This window comes from Pseudomonas sp. AF03-9, assembly GCF_020515815.1.
Lineage (GTDB): Bacteria > Pseudomonadota > Gammaproteobacteria > Pseudomonadales > Pseudomonadaceae > Aquipseudomonas.
Window position 1 is genome coordinate 1 of sequence record NZ_JAHPJF010000017.1, and the last position, 15,759, is coordinate 15,759.

A 15,759-nucleotide genomic window follows, 5' to 3' on the forward strand; every position below is an offset into this window, starting at 1 on the left:
GAGGGCGGCCTTGGCACGGATAATCGCGGCGGAGTCGTTGGCGGTCACGTTACGGGCTTCCAGCGCCGCGGCAGCACCTGCACCGTCGAGGCGGTCCATGTTGGCTTCGCTGGCGTGGCCGGCGTTGGCGCCCTTGATCACCGCTGCACCGGTGTCTTCGTTGTCGACTTCATCCCAACTCAGCATTGAAATACTCCTTCCTGGTCTGTTCTGACGGCGTGTGAACCCGTCCAAAAATATTCGATTTGCAGGCTACTAGGCATTGAAATACTGCGCGTAGTGTGGTCGGTAAATACCGATGCTGCACACTATGTAGTGGTCCGTTCTGTTTGTGGGCACACTATATGGTGTGTGCGGGGATGGGTCAACGAACGAGAGTGTATTGATCGTCGCAGGGGCATTCCCCTGCCAGGGGTGGTGGCCTAGTGATATTATTGGCGCTCAAACCGTTGAACCGGAGCGGTCGTTGTCAATCGTGACACGCAAGGCTCAGTTTCTAGAAAAGGACGTCAGTACGTATGACTCAAGGTGCACCTACACCCACACCCACCACCTATTCCTGGCCGCTGATCATTATCGTCGCGGCCGGCCTGTGGGCGGGATTTACCGCTGTGGCGTCACTGTTCGGCCTTAAATTCGGTGCGGCAGACAACTTTATCCCGTCCGCGGAACTGATGGAAAACTACGTTTCGCGGACCGTGCTTGCCGAGTCATACCTCCCACTTGCCAAGGTATCGTCGGACTATTTGAGCAAGGTCGATGTTGAAAAAAACTACGTCGCCATCGACAGGATCAACAGCCTCTACGTGCCGAAAGCTGACTATCAGCAGCTACAGCAACAACTGGCCGATCTGACGGCCAAGGTCAGCGCAATCCCCAGCCCGTTACCACCGATGAATATCGTCATGACAAAAGGTGGGAACTGGTCCGATGAGCGCCTCGGGGTCAGTATCAGGATGGGGGGCTATTCCTTGGGGCCATTGAATTCCTCGGTGGATTTTTTCTTGACGCTGCCCGACTCCGAGGAGCACGTAGAAACGCTCGACACCCGAGAAGACCTGCCGGTGTGGACATTCAGGAAACACAATCGCCAGTTCAAGCTGTCGGTGCTCAAGATCATGCCGACGACATTCGTGATCAAGGAAGTCGGCGGGGCGTGAGCCGACTGGGGTTGTTTACCGACCTGCTGCGGCAGAAGGCGGCGATGCTCTAAACGGCATGTTGAAAAGATCATGGTATGCAGTAGCGATATTAAATAGAATGAATCTCATTTGAGACATAATCGCGCCTTGCAGGTTGCTTGCCATGAATGATGCTGTCGCCCCCGAACTGACGTTATCCAGCCTCTACCGCGACCACCGCAGTTGGCTGGAAAGCTGGCTGCGCCGGCGCCTGGGCAATGCCTGGGATGCGGCGGACCTGAGCCAGGATACGTTTTTGCGCGTGCTGGCCAGTGCCCAGCCGCTTGCGCAGATGCAGGAGCCACGGGCGTACCTGGTGACAGTCGGCAAGCGCCTGCTGGTCAATTTTCATCAGCGCCGTAGCCTGGAACAGGCCTATCTGAATGCGCTTGCCAGCTTGCCCGAAGCCTGCGTGCCGTCCCCGGAACAGCGCTGGGTGTTGCTGGAAACCCTGCAAGCACTGGATGAATTGCTTGATGGCTTGCCAGTGCTGGTGCGCCGCGCGTTTCTCTGGAGCCAGCTGGAAGGCCTGGGTTATCGCGAGATCGCCGCACGCCTGGAGGTGTCCGAACGCACGGTCAAACGCTATATGGCCCAGGCCTATGAACACTGTTTGCTGGTGGACCTGTGAACCGCGACGTCGCCCGTGCCGCCGCGCAATGGTTGGCGCTGCTGGAGTCCGGCGCGGCCACCGAGCGTGATCACCTCGCCCTGCAGCACTGGCGCGACAGCCATCCGCAGCACGAACAGATCTGGCAAAAAGCCCAGACCCTGCGCCAGCGGTTCGGCGGGTTGCCCCAGGCGTTGGCGCTGGCCAGCCTCGACCGCCCGCAACCGGGGCGGCGCGCCGTGCTCAAGCGTGCCTTGGGCGTGGCGGCCCTGGTACCCACCGCGTGGTTGATCAGCCGCCAGTTGCCCATCGACGTGTGGCGCTCCGACCTGCACACCGCCACGGGTGAGCGCACGCGCATGGCCCTGGGCGACGGCGCCAGCCTGCAACTCAATACCGCCACTGCCGTGGACGTGGCGCCACGGCACATCCGGCTGGTGGAAGGCGAGTTGGCGTTGAGCGTGCCGGGCGTGAGTGCAATGACGCTCCAGACCCGGTATGGCGAACTGACGCTCAGCCAGGCCGAGGTGTGTGTGCGGCAATTGGCGTCGGGCTGCCGGGTCTCGGTGCTCAAAGGCGCGGTGCAGGTGCGCGACCTCAATGGGAACTCGACGACGTTGCACGGTGGCCAGCAAGCGTCGCTTCAAGCCACGGGCCTTGGCGCGTGGGTGGCGTTTGATGTGCTGCAACTGGGTTGGCGTGATGGTGTGCTGACTGCGCAGGATCAGGCGCTGGGGGATTTCTTGCGCGAGTTGCAGCGCTACCGCCCGGGGGTCTTGCGTTGGGACCCGCGTTTGGAGGGGTTGCGCGTCACCGGCAGTTTTCAGTTGGACGACACTGACCGCATCCTCAACCTGCTGGCCTCGACCCTGGGCTTCAAGGTGCAGGCGCGAACGCGTTACTGGGTCACTCTCACCTGAGAAATACTGTCTTATATTTCCATATGGAATAAATAAAGATTTATATATTCCTTTTAGGTTTTTGCCGCCTGCGGCATCTTGAGGGCCTGCGCATTCGTGCGGATTGACCCAACAGCCAAAAGGAAAGCCGACATGACCATTAAAGCGATCAACGTGCGCAACCAGTTCAAGGGCGTGATCAAGGAGATCCTGCTGGGCGAAGTGGTGTCCGAAATCGACGTACAGACTGCGTCCGGCATCGTCACTTCGGTGATCACCACCCGCTCGGTGCGTGACCTGGAATTGAAAGTGGGCAGTGAAGTGATTGCCTTTGTGAAGTCCACCGAAGTGTCCATCGCCAAGCTGTAGATCCCACTCAAATGTGGGAGGGACGAGCCCCTCCCACATGGCTTACCGACCGCGCAGGGCATGCTCCATTCGCTGCAAACCTTCTTCCAGCAAGGCCCGTGGGCAGCCGAAGTTCAGGCGCACGAATTGCTGGCTGTCATCGCCGAACTCGATCCCGGCGCTCAACCCGACCTTGGCCTGTTCCAGGAAAAACCGCTGCGGGTCGTCCAGGCCCAGGGCGCTGCAATCAAGCCAGGCCAGGAAAGTGCCTTGCGGCGCGTGCATGACTACGCCCGGCAGGCGGCTGTTCACGGCGTCGAGCAGGTAGTCGCGGTTGGCTTGCAGGTAGCCTTTGAGTGCGTCGAGCCACTCGCCACATTGGCTGTAGGCGGCACGGGTGGCTTCCAGGCCCAGGGGGCTGACGCTGTCGACCATGCCGCAGCGGGCATTGTTGAAGCGCTCGCGGATCTCGGCGTTCTGGATCACCGCAAAGCAGGTCTTGAGGCCCGCGACGTTGTAGGCCTTGCTCGCCGACATCAGCGTGATGGTGCGCTCGGCGATCTGCGGGCTGAGGCTGGCGGTGGGGATGTGGCGGCGGCCGTCGAAGCACAGTTCGGCGTGGATTTCGTCACTGATGATCAGTGCGCCCTGTTCCAGGCAGGCATTGGCCACGGCCAGCAGTTCTTCGCGGGGAAACACCTTGCCCATGGGGTTGTGCGGGTTGCTCAGCAGCAGTGCACCGGCGCCGCTCAAGGCATCGCGCAGGGCGGGCAGGGGCGTGAGGTATTCACCGTTGACGAGTTCGAATGGCACTTCGATTTTCGGCAGGTTCCAGTGCCCTGGCGCCAGGCGGATCGGCCGGTAGTTGGGGGTTTGCAGCACCACCGGCTGGCCCGGTTGCACGAATGCGTGCAGCGCCATGTTGAAGCCGGGCTCGACGCCGGGCAGGAACAGCAGGTCTTCGGGCTGCACGCGCCAGGCGTACTTGTGCCACAAGTCGGCGACGATGGCCTCGCGCACATCCGGGCCGGCTACGCTGTAGCCGAGGATCTGCTGGTCGAGGCGTTCGCGCAGGGCTTGCAGCACGGCGGGCGGCGCGGCGATGTCCATATCGGCGATCCACATCGGCAGCACATCCGCCGGGTAGCGGCTCCATTTGGTGCTGCCGGTGTTGTGGCGGGGGTGGATCGTGTCGAAATCAAAGCTCATGGGCGGCTCGTATCAGGGGGGCTGGCGCAAAGAATGGCGCTGATTCTAGCGCCATTAATTTTATAGACCAGAGCTGATTGCCTCGGACAGTTGCCGATGTGCCTGTGCCACGGCCTGGCTGACCGCTTCTTCACCGCGCACCATGGCGCCCAGGTAGGCGAACTCCACGCTGCGGATGCCCACGATAGACAGGATGGCGCTCAGATACGGCGTCAAAAAGTCTGGCTCATGCCCCTTGCGGGCGTTGCCCGAGCTGACCAGTACAAAGGTGCGCCGGTCGTCGAGCAGGCCGATTTTTTCAAACCGCTCGTTCACCGTGAAGCTGCGGTGGATGCGCACCACATGGTCGATCCAGCCCTTGAGCGCCGCCGGCACCGTGAAGTTGTGCACCGGGGTGCAGATGACCAGCAGGTCGCAGGCTTCCAACTCGACGATCAATTGTTCCGACAGCGCCGTCGCGTCCTCACTACCGTCGTCAGCGCCAGTGAGGGCGCAGGCGTATTCGCGGGTCAGCGGCGGCAGGGCCTGGCCGCCGTAATCGCGCTCGGTGACCTGCGCGTCGGGCAGCCAGTCGCTGAGCAGGTTGCGGGCCAGTTGGAAGTTCTGGGCCGACTTGCCGTGGGGGCTGAAACTGAGCAGCAGGGCGCGGGTCATTGGCTTAAATCCTGGGAAAAATGCATGCCGCGCGGCAACAGGCCTTGGCGGAAGTAGAAACGTTGGGCCAGGGCCATGTGCATACCGGTGTCCAGCACCAGGTAGCGATAGCCCAGGGCGCGGGTTTGCTCGCGGACCCGCTCGAGCAGTTGCTCACCCAGACGCCGCCGCTGCAGGCTGGCATCTACCACTAGGTCATCGACATAGATGAAGCGTCCGTAGAGGGTGTTCTCGCTGAGCCGGTAGCCGGCCAGGCCGATCACCTTGGCGTCTTCACGGGCGGCCAGCAGATGGTAGCCGTTCTGCCGTTGCCGCTGGATCTGCGCGACGAACGCGGTGGCGTCCGTCAGGTGCGGGCGCAGTTGCTGCATCACCTGAAAGCTGGCGAGGCAGTCGGCGTCGCTTTCCACAGGCACGAAGTCGACGTGCTCATGCATAGCTGAGGTTCTCCAGATGGGCCTTGACCGCTGCCGGCACCTTGCGAAAGCTGATACCGACGCGGTTCAGCGCGTTCATCAGGGCAATGGCCAGGGTCAGGTCGGCGACTTCCTTGTCATTGAAGACGGCGGCGACGGCGGCGTAATCGGCGTCCGGCGCGTGGGTCTGGGCCACTTGAGTAACCGATTCGGCCCAGGCCAATGCGGCACGTTCACGCGGGCTGAACAGCGGCGAGGCTTCGTGCCAGGCGGCCACCAGCATGATTTTTTCCAGGCTCACGCCTTGCTTGAGCAGGTCGCGGGAATGGGAGTCCAGGCAATAGGCGCAGCCATTGAGCTGGGAGATGCGCAGGTACACCAGTTCGATCAATTCCTTTTCCAGGCCGCAGCCATGCACGTAGCTGTGCACCGAGCCCAGGGCTTTGTAACCGGCGGGGGCGGCCTGGGCGTAATCGAGACGGTCTTTCATGGGAAGGTTCCTTGGGTGATTGAACAGATGCGCCATTTTCGCGGCTCGCCCGGCCAGTCGACAGGGGCATGATTGGACAAGTGGGTTGGGACATGATCAGACTTGGCCCTGTTTACCCGCCGAGCCCGCCCGCGATGTCGTCACTGCCCAAATACCAGGAAATCTACCGGCGTTTTCGCCAGGCCATCGACCAGGGTCAATTGCGCCCCGGCGAGCGGGTGCCGTCGGTGCGGGCGCTGGCCCAGGAACTCAAGGTGGCGCGGGGCACGGTGGAGACGGCGTATCAGTTGCTGGTCAGCGAAGGTTTTTTTGAGGCGCGCGGGCAGGCCGGTACGGTGATTGCGACGACGCTGCCCCAGATCGCGGTAAAGCCCGCGCCCGTGCCGGCGCCTGTCGCCAGCGGACCGTTGCCGCTGCAAATGGGCGTGCCGGCACTGGACGCGTTCCCGCGCAAGTTGTGGGCCCGGCTGGTCACCCAGCAAGTGCGCCGCACCGATGCCGACAGCCTGGCCATGGGCGACGTGCGCGGCGTACAAGCCCTGCGCGTAGCCATCGCCGGCTACCTCGCGTTGTACCGGGGCGTGGAGTGTTCGCCGGATCAGGTGTTTGTCTGCGCCGGTTATGCGGCGGGCCTGACCCTGGTCTGTGATGCCCTGGACATGCCCGGGCAACGCTGCTGGTTCGAAGACCCGGGTTACGTGCATGCACGGCAGTTGTTGAGCCATCAAGGCTTGCAACTTGTGCCGGTGCCGGTGGACCGCGATGGGCTGGATGTGGGCCAGGGCATCCTGCGCAGCCCACAGGCGCGGCTGGCGCTGGTCACGCCGGCGCACCAGAGCCCACTCGGCGTGGCGCTGAGCCCGGCGCGGCGCAAGGCCTTGCTGGGCTGGGCAGCGGCGCAGGGCAGTTGGGTGGTCGAGGACGATTACGACAGCGAATTCCGCTATCACGGCAAACCGCTGGCCGCGCTCAAGAGCCAGGATCACGACGACCGGGTGATCTACGCCGGTAGCTTCAGCAAGATGTTGTTCCCCGGTTTGCGCCTGGGCTACCTGGTGGTGCCGAACGCCTTGGTGGCGGCGTTTGAGCGCAGTGCGCAGTTGTTGCAGCAACGCTGTGCGCAACTGTTGCAACTGACCGCGGCGGATTTTCTCGAGCAGGGGCATTTCACCCGGCACCTGAAGAAAATGCGTCAGTTGTATGCGCAGCGACGCGGGCTGTTGGTGCAGGCGTTGCAGGCCCATTGCGCGGATGTCCTGCGGGTCGATGAGCAGGCAGGCGGGATTAATCTGTTGGCACGCTTGGTGGTCGCGGTGCCGGACGAGGCGGTGGCGCAGGCAGCGAATGAGGCGGGCCTGGCACTGCAGGCGTTGTCGCGGTGGGCGATTGAACCGGGGCCACAGGGCTTGCTGATGGGGTTCACTAATGTGGCAACGGCGCAACAGGCCCAGGCTATTGCGCAGGTGTTGCGTGGAGTGATTGCCGGGCAAACCGTGGCTGGGCCACAGGGGCAGTGATGCTGTACGAATCTGTGACCGACAAGTTCTGTAATAAAAACGTCACTGCGCTGGGGATTAAATCCTCGACGGGCTATTTTGGTGCATCTCAATAACCAGAGTAGCCATGGATGAAATACCAACCCTTCAGCCGTACCTTGATTGCCACTGCGCTGGTATTGACGGTCGGCGGTGTGCAAGCCGCGTCCGAGGCCCCGGTGGCCGGTGAAAATGGCATGGTGGTCACGGCCCAGCATCTGGCCACCCATGTGGGCGTGGATGTCCTCAAGGCCGGTGGCAATGCCGTGGACGCGGCCGTGGCCGTAGGTTACGCACTGGCGGTGGTATACCCGGCGGCGGGCAACCTCGGTGGCGGCGGTTTCATGACCGTGCAACTGGCGGACGGGCGCAAGACCTTCCTCGACTTCCGCGAAAAAGCCCCGCTGGCGGCCACCGCGAACATGTACCTGGATAAAGACGGCAACGTCATCGAAGGCCTCAGTGCCAAGGGCCACCTGGCGGTCGGCGTGCCTGGCACCGTCTCGGGCATGGAGCTGGCCCTGAGCAAATACGGGACCCTCAAGCGCGCCCAGGTGATTGCCCCGGCGATCAAACTGGCGGAAAACGGCTTTGAGCTGGAGCAGGGCGATATCGACCTGCTGCATACCGCCACCGGCGAGTTCGAAAAAGATAAAGATATGCGCGGGATCTTCCTGCACAACGGCCAACCGATGCAGGTGGGCCAGAAGCTGGTGCAGAAAGACCTGGCCAAGACCCTCAAGGAAATCTCGGCCAAGGGCAGCGACGGTTTCTACAAAGGTTGGGTAGCCAAGGCGCTGGTGGATTCCAGCCAGGCCGGCAAGGGCATCATCACCCAGGCTGACCTGGACAAGTACAAGACCCGCGAACTGGCGCCGATCGAGTGCGACTACCGTGGCTACCACGTGGTCTCCGCGCCGCCGCCGAGTTCCGGTGGCGTGGTGATCTGCCAGATCATGAACATCCTCGAAGGCTATCCGATGGCCGACCTCGGTTATCACTCGGCCCAGGGCCTGCACTACCAGATCGAAGCGATGCGCCATGCCTACGTGGACCGCAACAGCTACCTCGGCGACCCGGACTTCGTGAAGAACCCCATCGCCCACTTGCTGGACAAGGACTACGCCGCCAAGCTGCGCGCTGCCATCGAACCGCAAAAGGCGGGAGATTCCCAAGCGATCAAGCCGGGCGTTTCGCCCCATGAAGGCAACAACACCACGCACTACTCCATTGTCGACAAGTGGGGCAACGCGGTCTCGGTGACGTACACCCTCAACGACTGGTTCGGTGCGGGCGTGATGGCGAGCAAGACCGGGGTCATCCTCAACGATGAAATGGACGATTTCACCGTCAAGGTTGGCGTGCCGAACATGTACGGTCTGGTGCAGGGTGAGGCCAACGCCATTGCACCGGGCAAGGCGCCGCTGTCGTCGATGAGCCCGACCATCGTGACCAAGGATGGCAAGGCCGTCATGGTGGTAGGCACGCCGGGTGGCAGTCGCATCATTACCGCGACCTTGCTGACGATGCTGAATGTCATCGACTACAAGATGAACATCCAGGAAGCCGTGGACGCGCCGCGTTTCCACCAGCAGTGGATGCCGGAGACTACCAACCTTGAGACGTTTGCAGTGAGCCCGGATACCCAGAAGATCCTCGAAAGCTGGGGCCACAAGTTCGCCGGGCCGCAGGATGCCAACCACTTGGCGGCGATTCTGGTGGGGGCGCCGTCGTTGGGTGGCAAGCCGGTGGGGAACAACCGTTTCTACGGGGCGAATGATCCGCGTCGCAACACGGGCCTGTCCTTGGGCTACTAACGCCTGACGCGGTCAAAAATGTGGGAGCGGGCTTGCTCGCGAAAGCGGTGTGTCAGCCAAAGATTTATTCGCTGATCTACTGCATTCGCGAGCAAGCCCGCTCCCACACAAGCCCGCTCTCACAGTGAGGGCAGTGTCAGGGCTGAAGTAGTCGCGCTACCGCTGCAAACGCCGCAACCCGGCGCTCTTCCCAATTCCCCTTGATCACCAACACAGGCTGTTGATGCTCCCGCATCCACTCCAGACTGCCCTGGAAAAACGCCTGGCGATCCTCCAGTTGCGGCTGGCATCGCTGTCCATCAGCCGTCCACTCCACATCCTCCGGCGACAGCAGCAAGTGCAAGTCGTAGTGACGGGCCAGCAGTTCGCTGTCGAGCCAGGCCGGGTAGTCGCCGAACAGGGTCTGGCTCCAGAGCTTGTTGGTCAGCAAATGCGTATCGAGGATCAGCAGGCGCGGCTGTTGGGCGCGGGCGGCATCTTCCCAGGCCAGTTGGCCGTGGGCGATCGCCGGGATGTCGGCCAGGGTGGTATCGCGTTGGTGATGATCGATGAAGTGGCGCACGTATTCACCGACCATCAACCCGCCGAAATGCGCTTGCAACTCGGCGGCCAGCCAGCTTTTACCGCTGGATTCGGGGCCGGCCAATACCACGACCTTCATGCCTGCAACGCCGGGTCGGCACGCCATTCGCGCCAGCCTTGCACCGCGATGGCGGTAAACAGGGCGTAGAGCGCGGCAGTGAGGTAGAGACCTTTATAGAGAAACAGGCCGACGAAGATCACATCCACGGCAATCCACAGCGGCCAGCACTGCACGCGTTTCTGCGCCATCCACATCTGCGCCACCAGGCTGAAGCCGGTGAGGGCGGCGTCGAGCCAGGGTTGCGCGGCGTCGGTCCAGTGGGCCATGGCGGCGCCCAGCAGCAGGCTGCCGGCGGCGCCCACCGCGAGGCTGGCGATGATGGCTGGCCCGCCGAGGCTGGTGACCTGGCGGCCTTGCTTGACCTCGCCGGCGCGGGTCCACTGCCACCAGCCGTACAGTTGCAGGACGGCGTAGACCACTTGCAGCAGCATGTCGGAATAGAGTTTTACGTCGTAGAACACCCAGGTGTAGAGCAACACCATGATCAGGCCGATGGGCCAGCACCAGGGGTTCTGTTTAACCGTCAGCCAGACAGCGATCACCCCCAGGGCGGCGGCGAACAGTTCAAGCCCGGACATGGCGGTTCCTTGGGAGTGTGGAAAGGGGCGGTGATTGTAACGAAAGAAGTTTCGCGTAGGAATTAACCTTGTAGTGAGCGGGCTTGCCCCGCGCTGGGGGGCGAAGCCGCCCTAAACCCAGGCGCCGCGGTGTATCAGTAAGACCGCGGGGCCTGGATTTGGGGCTGCGTCGCCCCCAGGCGCGGGGCAAGCCCGCTCACTACAAACCCCGTCCTGGGGTTAGATTTTGAATTGGCGCAGCAGGGTGTTGAGTTGTTCGCTCAGGCCGCGCAGGTGGGTGCTGGCGGCACTCGACTGTTCGGCGGCGATGGCGGTGCTGTGGGACAAGCCCGCCGCCTGGGTGACGTTCTGGTTGATGTCCTCTACCACATGCGCCTGTTGCAGGGTGGCGCTGGCAATCGACGCGTTCAGGCCGTTGAGGTTGTGCAGGGCCTGGCCGATGGCGGTGAGGCTGGCGCCGGCCTGGCCGGCTTGTTCGATGGTCAGTTGCGAGGCGTTGTGACTCTCGCTGATCACCTTGACCGCCGCTTCCGAGTGGCCTTGCAGGCGTTCGATCATGCCCTGGATCTCGGCGGTGGATTTTTGCGTGCGCTGGGCCAGCAGGCGCACTTCATCAGCGACCACGGCAAAGCCACGGCCTTGTTCGCCGGCCCGTGCGGCCTCGATGGCGGCGTTGAGTGCGAGCAGGTTGGTCTGGTCGGCGATGGAACGGATCACTTCGAGCACGCTGCCGATCTGGGTGCTTTCGGCGGACAGGGTACGCATCACCTCGACCGCCTGGCTGATGGTGCCGGAGAGCTGGTCGATCTGTTGCAAGCTGCCGTCGATATTGACCTGGCCTTGCTGGGCCTGGGCCTGGGCATCGCGCATTTCACTGGCGGCGTGTTCGGCGTTCTTGGCCACGTCCTGCACGCCGTAGGTGACTTCGTTAATCGCGGTGGCGACCAATTCCATCTGCTGCGATTGCTGCTGGCTGCGGTCGTGGGCCTGGCTCGCGTTGTTGCCCAGCTCGGTAGACGATTGGCCGAGGGCGTTGGCGCACACCTGCAACTGGCCGACCACGTCGCGCAATTTGGCGGTGAAGCTGTTGAAGTGCTGGGACAGTTGGGTCACTTCGTCGCGGCCGTGGGTGTCGAGGTTGTGGGTCAGGTCGCTTTCACCACTGGCGATATTGCCCATGGCGTCCACTGCTGCCTGCAACGGGCGCACGATGCTGCGCGCGATCAACACCACCAGTAGGGTCATCACCAGCGCGATGATCAAACCAATGGCCGAGGCTTTCCACACCTGGGCGGAGAACTCGGATTGCACATCGTCCACGTAGACGCCGGAGCCGATGATCCAGCCCCAGGGTTGGAACAGTTGGATGTACGAGGTCTTGGCCACCGGTGCATCGGCGCCCGGTTTCGGCCAGCGGTAGTTGACGATGCCGGCACCCTTGGCCTTGGCCAGGGCCACGAATTCGTTGAACACCGCAAAACCGTCTGGGTCACGGATCGCCGAGAGGTTCTGGCCGTCAAGCTTGGGGTTGGCCGGGTGCATGATCATCACGGGCGTGAGGTCGTTGATCCAGAAATAGTCGTCATGGTCGTAGCGCAACCCGCGCACCGCGCTCAGGGCTTGCTTCTGGGCGGCTTCGCGGGTCATGACGCCGCTGGTTTCGAGGCCGTGATAAAACGTCAGGATGCCGCTGGCGGTCTGCACCACGTGCTCGGTTTGCTGGCGCTTGGCCTGGTAGAGCTCGCCATGAATTTGCTTGAGCATCAGTAAACCCAAGGCCAGCAGCATCAGCACGGCGACTATCAGGATCAGCCAGAGGCGGCGGCTGATCGACATATTGCGCAAACTGTTCATCGTCCTGTCACTCCGGGCTTTTTATAATTGTGGGCGTTGCATCGACTTTTACGCCTTGTCTGATAGGCTTTCGGCCGGTAATCGGAAAACCTGAGTACTGCCTGATTTTTCACGGGTTTTTTCAAACGCCCAGCGTCAGTGAACCAATTAAAAAAGACTAACGAGGCATGCCACGCGCATGACCTTTTGGGGGAAGCATGGATTTTTGGACCGCCATACAGGCATTGATTCTTGGCGTGGTGGAGGGGCTGACGGAGTTCTTGCCGATCTCCAGTACCGGCCACCAGATCATCGTCGCCGATTTGATCGGTTTCGGCGGTGAGCGCTTTGAAGCGTTCAATATCATCATTCAACTGGGCGCGATCCTGGCGGTGGTCTGGGAGTTCCGACGCAAGATCCTCGACGTGGTCATCGGCCTGCCGACCCAGCGCAAGGCGCAGCGGTTCACGGTGAACCTGATCATCGCGGTGTTGCCGGCAGTGGTGTTGGGCGTGATTTTTGCCGACTTGATCAAACACTACCTGTTCAACCCGATCACCGTGGCCGCCGCGTTGGTGGTGGGCGGCGTGATCATGTTGTGGGCTGAACAGCGTCAACACGCGGTGCATGCCCAGAGCGTCGATGACATCACCTGGAAAGACGCGATCAAGGTCGGCCTGGCCCAGTGCCTGGCGATGATCCCGGGTACCTCGCGTTCCGGCGCGACCATTATCGGCGGCCTGTTGTTCGGCCTGTCGCGCAAGACCGCCACCGAGTTCTCGTTCTTCCTGGCGATGCCGACCATGGTCGGTGCGGCAGTGTATTCGGGCTACAAGTACCGTCACCTGTTCCAGCCCGATGACTTGCCGGTGTTTGCCATCGGCTTTGTCACCTCGTTCATCTTCGCGATGATTGCGGTCAAGGCGTTGCTCAAGTTCATCGCCAGCCACAGCTACGCGGCGTTTGCCTGGTATCGGATCGCGTTTGGCCTGCTGATCCTGGCGACCTGGCAGTTCGGTTGGATCGACTGGTCTGCCGTCAAACCATGAGCATCCAGTACCCGCGCCTGAAGGCGGCGATTTTTCTGTTGCTGTGCGCTGCGCCGCTGCTGGGCTCGGTGCTGCTGTGGTGGCGCGGCGAGACGGTGCTGCCGCTGGTGGCCTACGCCGTGGTCAGCGTGCTGGCGTTCTTGCTGTACTGGCGCGATAAGCGCCAGGCGCAAACCAACGGCTGGCGCACCCCGGAGAACATCCTGCACGCCGTCGAGCTGGCAGGCGGTTGGCCGGGGGCGTTGATCGCCCAGCAGGTGTTGCGGCACAAGACGCGCAAGGTGTCTTATCAGGTGCTGTTCTGGGCGATTGTGCTGCTGCATCAGGTGTTCTGGCTGGACCAATTGTTCCTGGGCGGCACCTTTCTTTCAGTCCTCTAAACGCAAGCCGATCTGCGTGCGCTTGGGCAGTTTGCTCACCACCAGTTGGTGGGAGCGCCGCAACAAGCTGCGCAGTTCCTCGGCGCCCAGCGGGTAGGGCGTGTTCATGATGATCCACTGCGCGCGGGCCAGGTAGGGCGCCGGGTGGATGCCTGGGCGGTCGACGTGGCCGAGGAACAGATCCTTGTCGACCTTGAATGCCAGCGAATCACCGCGCAGGTTTTGCAGGGCGAACATCTTGTTGCCGGCAATCGAAAACACGCGCACGCCGCCCCATTTGTAGTCTTCCCGCGCGCCGGGCAGGCTCAGGCAGAATGTGGCGACTTGTTCTTCGCTGATCTTCATAACAGACGGTCTCCGCAGCTTTTGAAGCCTTCTTCCAGGTAGTCGATCCACGCCCGGATCGCCGGCAACACGCCGCGTCGGTGTGGGTATACGGCCTGCAACCAGCCGCCCGGCAACGACCACTGCGGCAGCAATTGCACCAGGCGGCCGCTGGCCAGTTCTTCTTCGCAATACATCATCGGCAGCACGGTGAACCCCAGGCCCATGATCGCGCTGGCCTTGCGCACGATGAAATCGTCGATGCCCAGGCGCGCTTCCATCACCAGTTCGTGGGGGTTGCCCTGGGGGTCGAGGATGCGCTGATGGACCATGCGGTCCGGCTCCAGCGCGCCGAGGATAGGCAGTTGCTTGAGGTCGTCGAGCGAGTCGATGCGCTTGCCTTGCACAAAGGCGGGGCTGGCCACCAGCACCGTCTGGGCCTGACGCAGGCGCTTGGTCACCAGCAGTGGGTCTTCATCGCCCAGCTCGCGTACGCGCAGGGCCACGTCGATGCCCTCGGCCACCAGGTCGACACGTCGGTTGACCAGGGTCATTTCCAGTTGCACATGGGGATGGGCGGCCAGAAATCCGGCGACCAGCTCCGGCAGGATGTGCTGGGCCATGCCCACCGGGCAACTGACCCGCAGCCGTCCACGGGCTTCGCTGGACATGCTGGCCACGGCTTCGTCGGCCATCTCGGCTTCGAGCAACATGGCTTGGCAATGGCGCAGGTAGCGTTCGCCGACGGCGGTCAGGGTCAGTTGCCGCGTGGTGCGTTGCAGCAAGCGGGCGCCGAGGCGTTCCTCCAGCTCGGCAATGCGTCGTGACAACCGCGACTTGGGAATCCCCAGTAGCCGGCCGGCAGCCGCGAAGCCGCCGGCTTCGACGACTTTGGCGAAGTAGTAGAGGTCGTTGAGGTCTTGCATGGTCAACCTATTGTCCTGTCAGTGGGACAAACTATCGCATTTCAGCGGGCTTATCGGCTATTGGTTTCATGCGTAGCATCATCACCATCTGATCGCCACTGACGATCCTACTCGGAGATCCCCCATGAAACTGTTGCACATCGATTCCAGCATCCTCGGCGACAACTCGGCATCCCGTCAGCTCAGCGCTGCCGTGGTCAAGGCCTGGCAAGCCGCCGAGCCGGGCGTGGAAGTGACCTATCGCGATCTGGCGAGCGAGGCCATCAGCCACTTTTCCGGCCTGACCCTGGGGGCGCTGGGTACTGCTGCCGAATTGCGTGATGCCGTTCAACAGCACGAAGCCGAGCTGAGCGCTTCGTCCCTGGCTGAATTCATCGCCGCAGACGCGGTGGTGATCGGTGCGCCGATGTACAACTTCTCGGTGCCATCCCAACTGAAAGCCTGGATTGACCGCATCGCGGTGGCTGGCCAGACCTTCCGTTACACCGAAGCCGGCCCTGAAGGCCTGTGCGGCGGCAAGAAACTGATCATCGTCTCCACCGCCGGTGGCCTGCACGCCGGCCAGGCGAGCAACGTCGGCCATGAAGACTACCTGAAGCTGGTGTTTGGCTTCCTGGGCATCACCGACATCGAGTTCGTGCGCGCCCAAGGCCTGGCCTACGGTGATGAGGTGCGCAACAAGTCCCTGAGCGACGCCAACGCACTCATCAACGAACAATTGTTCGCCGCCGCGTAAGGGTTGTGTAAAACATCGCCGTTCCCCGTTTCAATCTGAAAACGGGCGCCTAAACTCTGTATTCTGTTCGCCTCAATACGCGACCGGAGTACGGAGTTTTTTCGTTTACCCGCTGTCTTTTTAATATGGCC

18 protein-coding genes and 1 pseudogene are annotated in these 15,759 nt (G+C 62.2%); 9 read left to right on the plus strand and 10 right to left on the minus strand.

Annotated features, from left to right (window positions below):
- Positions 1-186, minus strand: a pseudogene (locus tag LIY36_RS20925) (ribonucleotide-diphosphate reductase subunit beta); the annotation flags it as partial.
- 332 nt (positions 187-518) lie between these two features.
- On the opposite strand from LIY36_RS20925, the gene LIY36_RS20930 reads away from it, so the two are divergent.
- From LIY36_RS20930 to LIY36_RS20945, 4 genes are all read left to right on the plus strand, one after another.
- Positions 519-1,160, plus strand: coding sequence for a hypothetical protein (locus tag LIY36_RS20930; RefSeq protein WP_226456976.1), 642 nt, complete (start codon positions 519-521; stop codon positions 1,158-1,160).
- A gap of 145 nt (positions 1,161-1,305) precedes the next feature.
- Positions 1,306-1,812 carry a sigma-70 family RNA polymerase sigma factor gene (locus LIY36_RS20935; protein WP_192301203.1) on the plus strand — a complete coding sequence of 169 codons (507 nt, stop codon included), beginning with the start codon at positions 1,306-1,308 and terminating at the stop codon, positions 1,810-1,812.
- The gene (locus LIY36_RS20940; protein WP_226456978.1) at positions 1,809-2,711 is read left to right on the plus strand and encodes a DUF4880 domain-containing protein; all 903 of its coding nucleotides are present in this window, start codon (positions 1,809-1,811) and stop codon (positions 2,709-2,711) included. The genes LIY36_RS20935 and LIY36_RS20940 overlap by 4 nt, the downstream gene beginning before the upstream one ends.
- Before the next feature lie 132 nt (positions 2,712-2,843).
- On the plus strand, positions 2,844-3,059 hold the full coding sequence (locus LIY36_RS20945) for a TOBE domain-containing protein (protein WP_003173733.1): 216 nt from the start codon (positions 2,844-2,846) through the stop codon (positions 3,057-3,059).
- Between the two features lie 42 nt (positions 3,060-3,101).
- Here LIY36_RS20945 and LIY36_RS20950 read toward each other — a convergent pair whose 3' ends face one another.
- From LIY36_RS20950 to LIY36_RS20965, 4 genes are read right to left on the minus strand one after another with little or no spacing between them, the layout of a single operon-like run.
- The gene (locus tag LIY36_RS20950) at positions 3,102-4,247 is read right to left on the minus strand and encodes a MalY/PatB family protein (protein ID WP_192301201.1); all 1,146 of its coding nucleotides are present in this window, start codon (positions 4,245-4,247) and stop codon (positions 3,102-3,104) included.
- 60 nt (positions 4,248-4,307) lie between these two features.
- Positions 4,308-4,901 carry an FMN-dependent NADH-azoreductase gene (locus LIY36_RS20955; RefSeq protein ID WP_226456980.1) on the minus strand — a complete coding sequence of 198 codons (594 nt, stop codon included), beginning with the start codon at positions 4,899-4,901 and terminating at the stop codon, positions 4,308-4,310.
- Positions 4,898-5,338 carry a GNAT family N-acetyltransferase gene (locus tag LIY36_RS20960; RefSeq protein ID WP_226456982.1) on the minus strand — a complete coding sequence of 147 codons (441 nt, stop codon included), beginning with the start codon at positions 5,336-5,338 and terminating at the stop codon, positions 4,898-4,900. The genes LIY36_RS20955 and LIY36_RS20960 overlap by 4 nt, the downstream gene beginning before the upstream one ends.
- Complete coding sequence (locus tag LIY36_RS20965) at positions 5,331-5,807, minus strand: carboxymuconolactone decarboxylase family protein (protein WP_192301198.1); 477 nt, start codon at positions 5,805-5,807, stop codon at positions 5,331-5,333. Before LIY36_RS20965 ends, LIY36_RS20960 begins: the two co-directional genes overlap by 8 nt.
- Before the next feature lie 134 nt (positions 5,808-5,941).
- Between LIY36_RS20965 and pdxR the strand changes: the two genes are divergently transcribed.
- Positions 5,942-7,324 carry a MocR-like pyridoxine biosynthesis transcription factor PdxR gene (gene pdxR / locus LIY36_RS20970; RefSeq protein ID WP_226457086.1) on the plus strand — a complete coding sequence of 461 codons (1,383 nt, stop codon included), beginning with the start codon at positions 5,942-5,944 and terminating at the stop codon, positions 7,322-7,324.
- Between the two features lie 110 nt (positions 7,325-7,434).
- Complete coding sequence (gene ggt / locus LIY36_RS20975) at positions 7,435-9,159, plus strand: gamma-glutamyltransferase (protein ID WP_226456984.1); 1,725 nt, start codon at positions 7,435-7,437, stop codon at positions 9,157-9,159.
- Positions 9,160-9,295: 136 nt separating this feature from the next.
- Here the strand turns inward: ggt and LIY36_RS20980 are convergent, their stop codons facing one another.
- The 3 genes from LIY36_RS20980 to LIY36_RS20990 form a co-directional block, all read right to left on the minus strand.
- On the minus strand, positions 9,296-9,820 hold the full coding sequence (locus LIY36_RS20980) for an AAA family ATPase (protein ID WP_226456985.1): 525 nt from the start codon (positions 9,818-9,820) through the stop codon (positions 9,296-9,298).
- Positions 9,817-10,380, minus strand: a complete 564-nt coding sequence (gene pnuC, locus LIY36_RS20985) for a nicotinamide riboside transporter PnuC (RefSeq protein ID WP_226456987.1) — start codon at positions 10,378-10,380, stop codon at positions 9,817-9,819. Before pnuC ends, LIY36_RS20980 begins: the two co-directional genes overlap by 4 nt.
- Positions 10,381-10,599: 219 nt before the next feature.
- Entirely contained in the window at positions 10,600-12,234 is a 1,635-nt protein-coding gene (locus tag LIY36_RS20990) for a methyl-accepting chemotaxis protein (protein ID WP_226456989.1), read from the minus strand.
- Positions 12,235-12,431: 197 nt separating this feature from the next.
- On the opposite strand from LIY36_RS20990, the gene LIY36_RS20995 reads away from it, so the two are divergent.
- Both LIY36_RS20995 and LIY36_RS21000 read left to right on the plus strand, forming a co-directional pair.
- Entirely contained in the window at positions 12,432-13,262 is an 831-nt protein-coding gene (locus LIY36_RS20995; protein ID WP_226456990.1) for an undecaprenyl-diphosphate phosphatase, read from the plus strand.
- Positions 13,259-13,642 (plus strand): DUF1294 domain-containing protein, encoded by a 384-nt coding sequence (locus tag LIY36_RS21000; RefSeq protein ID WP_192301191.1) that lies wholly within the window; start codon positions 13,259-13,261, stop codon positions 13,640-13,642. Before LIY36_RS20995 ends, LIY36_RS21000 begins: the two co-directional genes overlap by 4 nt.
- Here LIY36_RS21000 and LIY36_RS21005 read toward each other — a convergent pair.
- Together LIY36_RS21005 and LIY36_RS21010 are read right to left on the minus strand one after the other, a co-directional pair.
- Positions 13,631-13,987 (minus strand): MmcQ/YjbR family DNA-binding protein, encoded by a 357-nt coding sequence (locus LIY36_RS21005; protein WP_226456991.1) that lies wholly within the window; start codon positions 13,985-13,987, stop codon positions 13,631-13,633. The two genes, LIY36_RS21000 and LIY36_RS21005, sit on opposite strands and share 12 nt — an antisense overlap.
- Positions 13,984-14,892, minus strand: a complete 909-nt coding sequence (locus tag LIY36_RS21010) for a LysR substrate-binding domain-containing protein (protein ID WP_226456992.1) — start codon at positions 14,890-14,892, stop codon at positions 13,984-13,986. The genes LIY36_RS21005 and LIY36_RS21010 overlap by 4 nt, the downstream gene beginning before the upstream one ends.
- A 124-nt stretch (positions 14,893-15,016) precedes the next feature.
- On the opposite strand from LIY36_RS21010, the gene LIY36_RS21015 reads away from it, so the two are divergent.
- Positions 15,017-15,628, plus strand: a complete 612-nt coding sequence (locus tag LIY36_RS21015) for an FMN-dependent NADH-azoreductase (protein ID WP_226456993.1) — start codon at positions 15,017-15,019, stop codon at positions 15,626-15,628.
- Positions 15,629-15,759 lie beyond the last annotated feature (131 nt).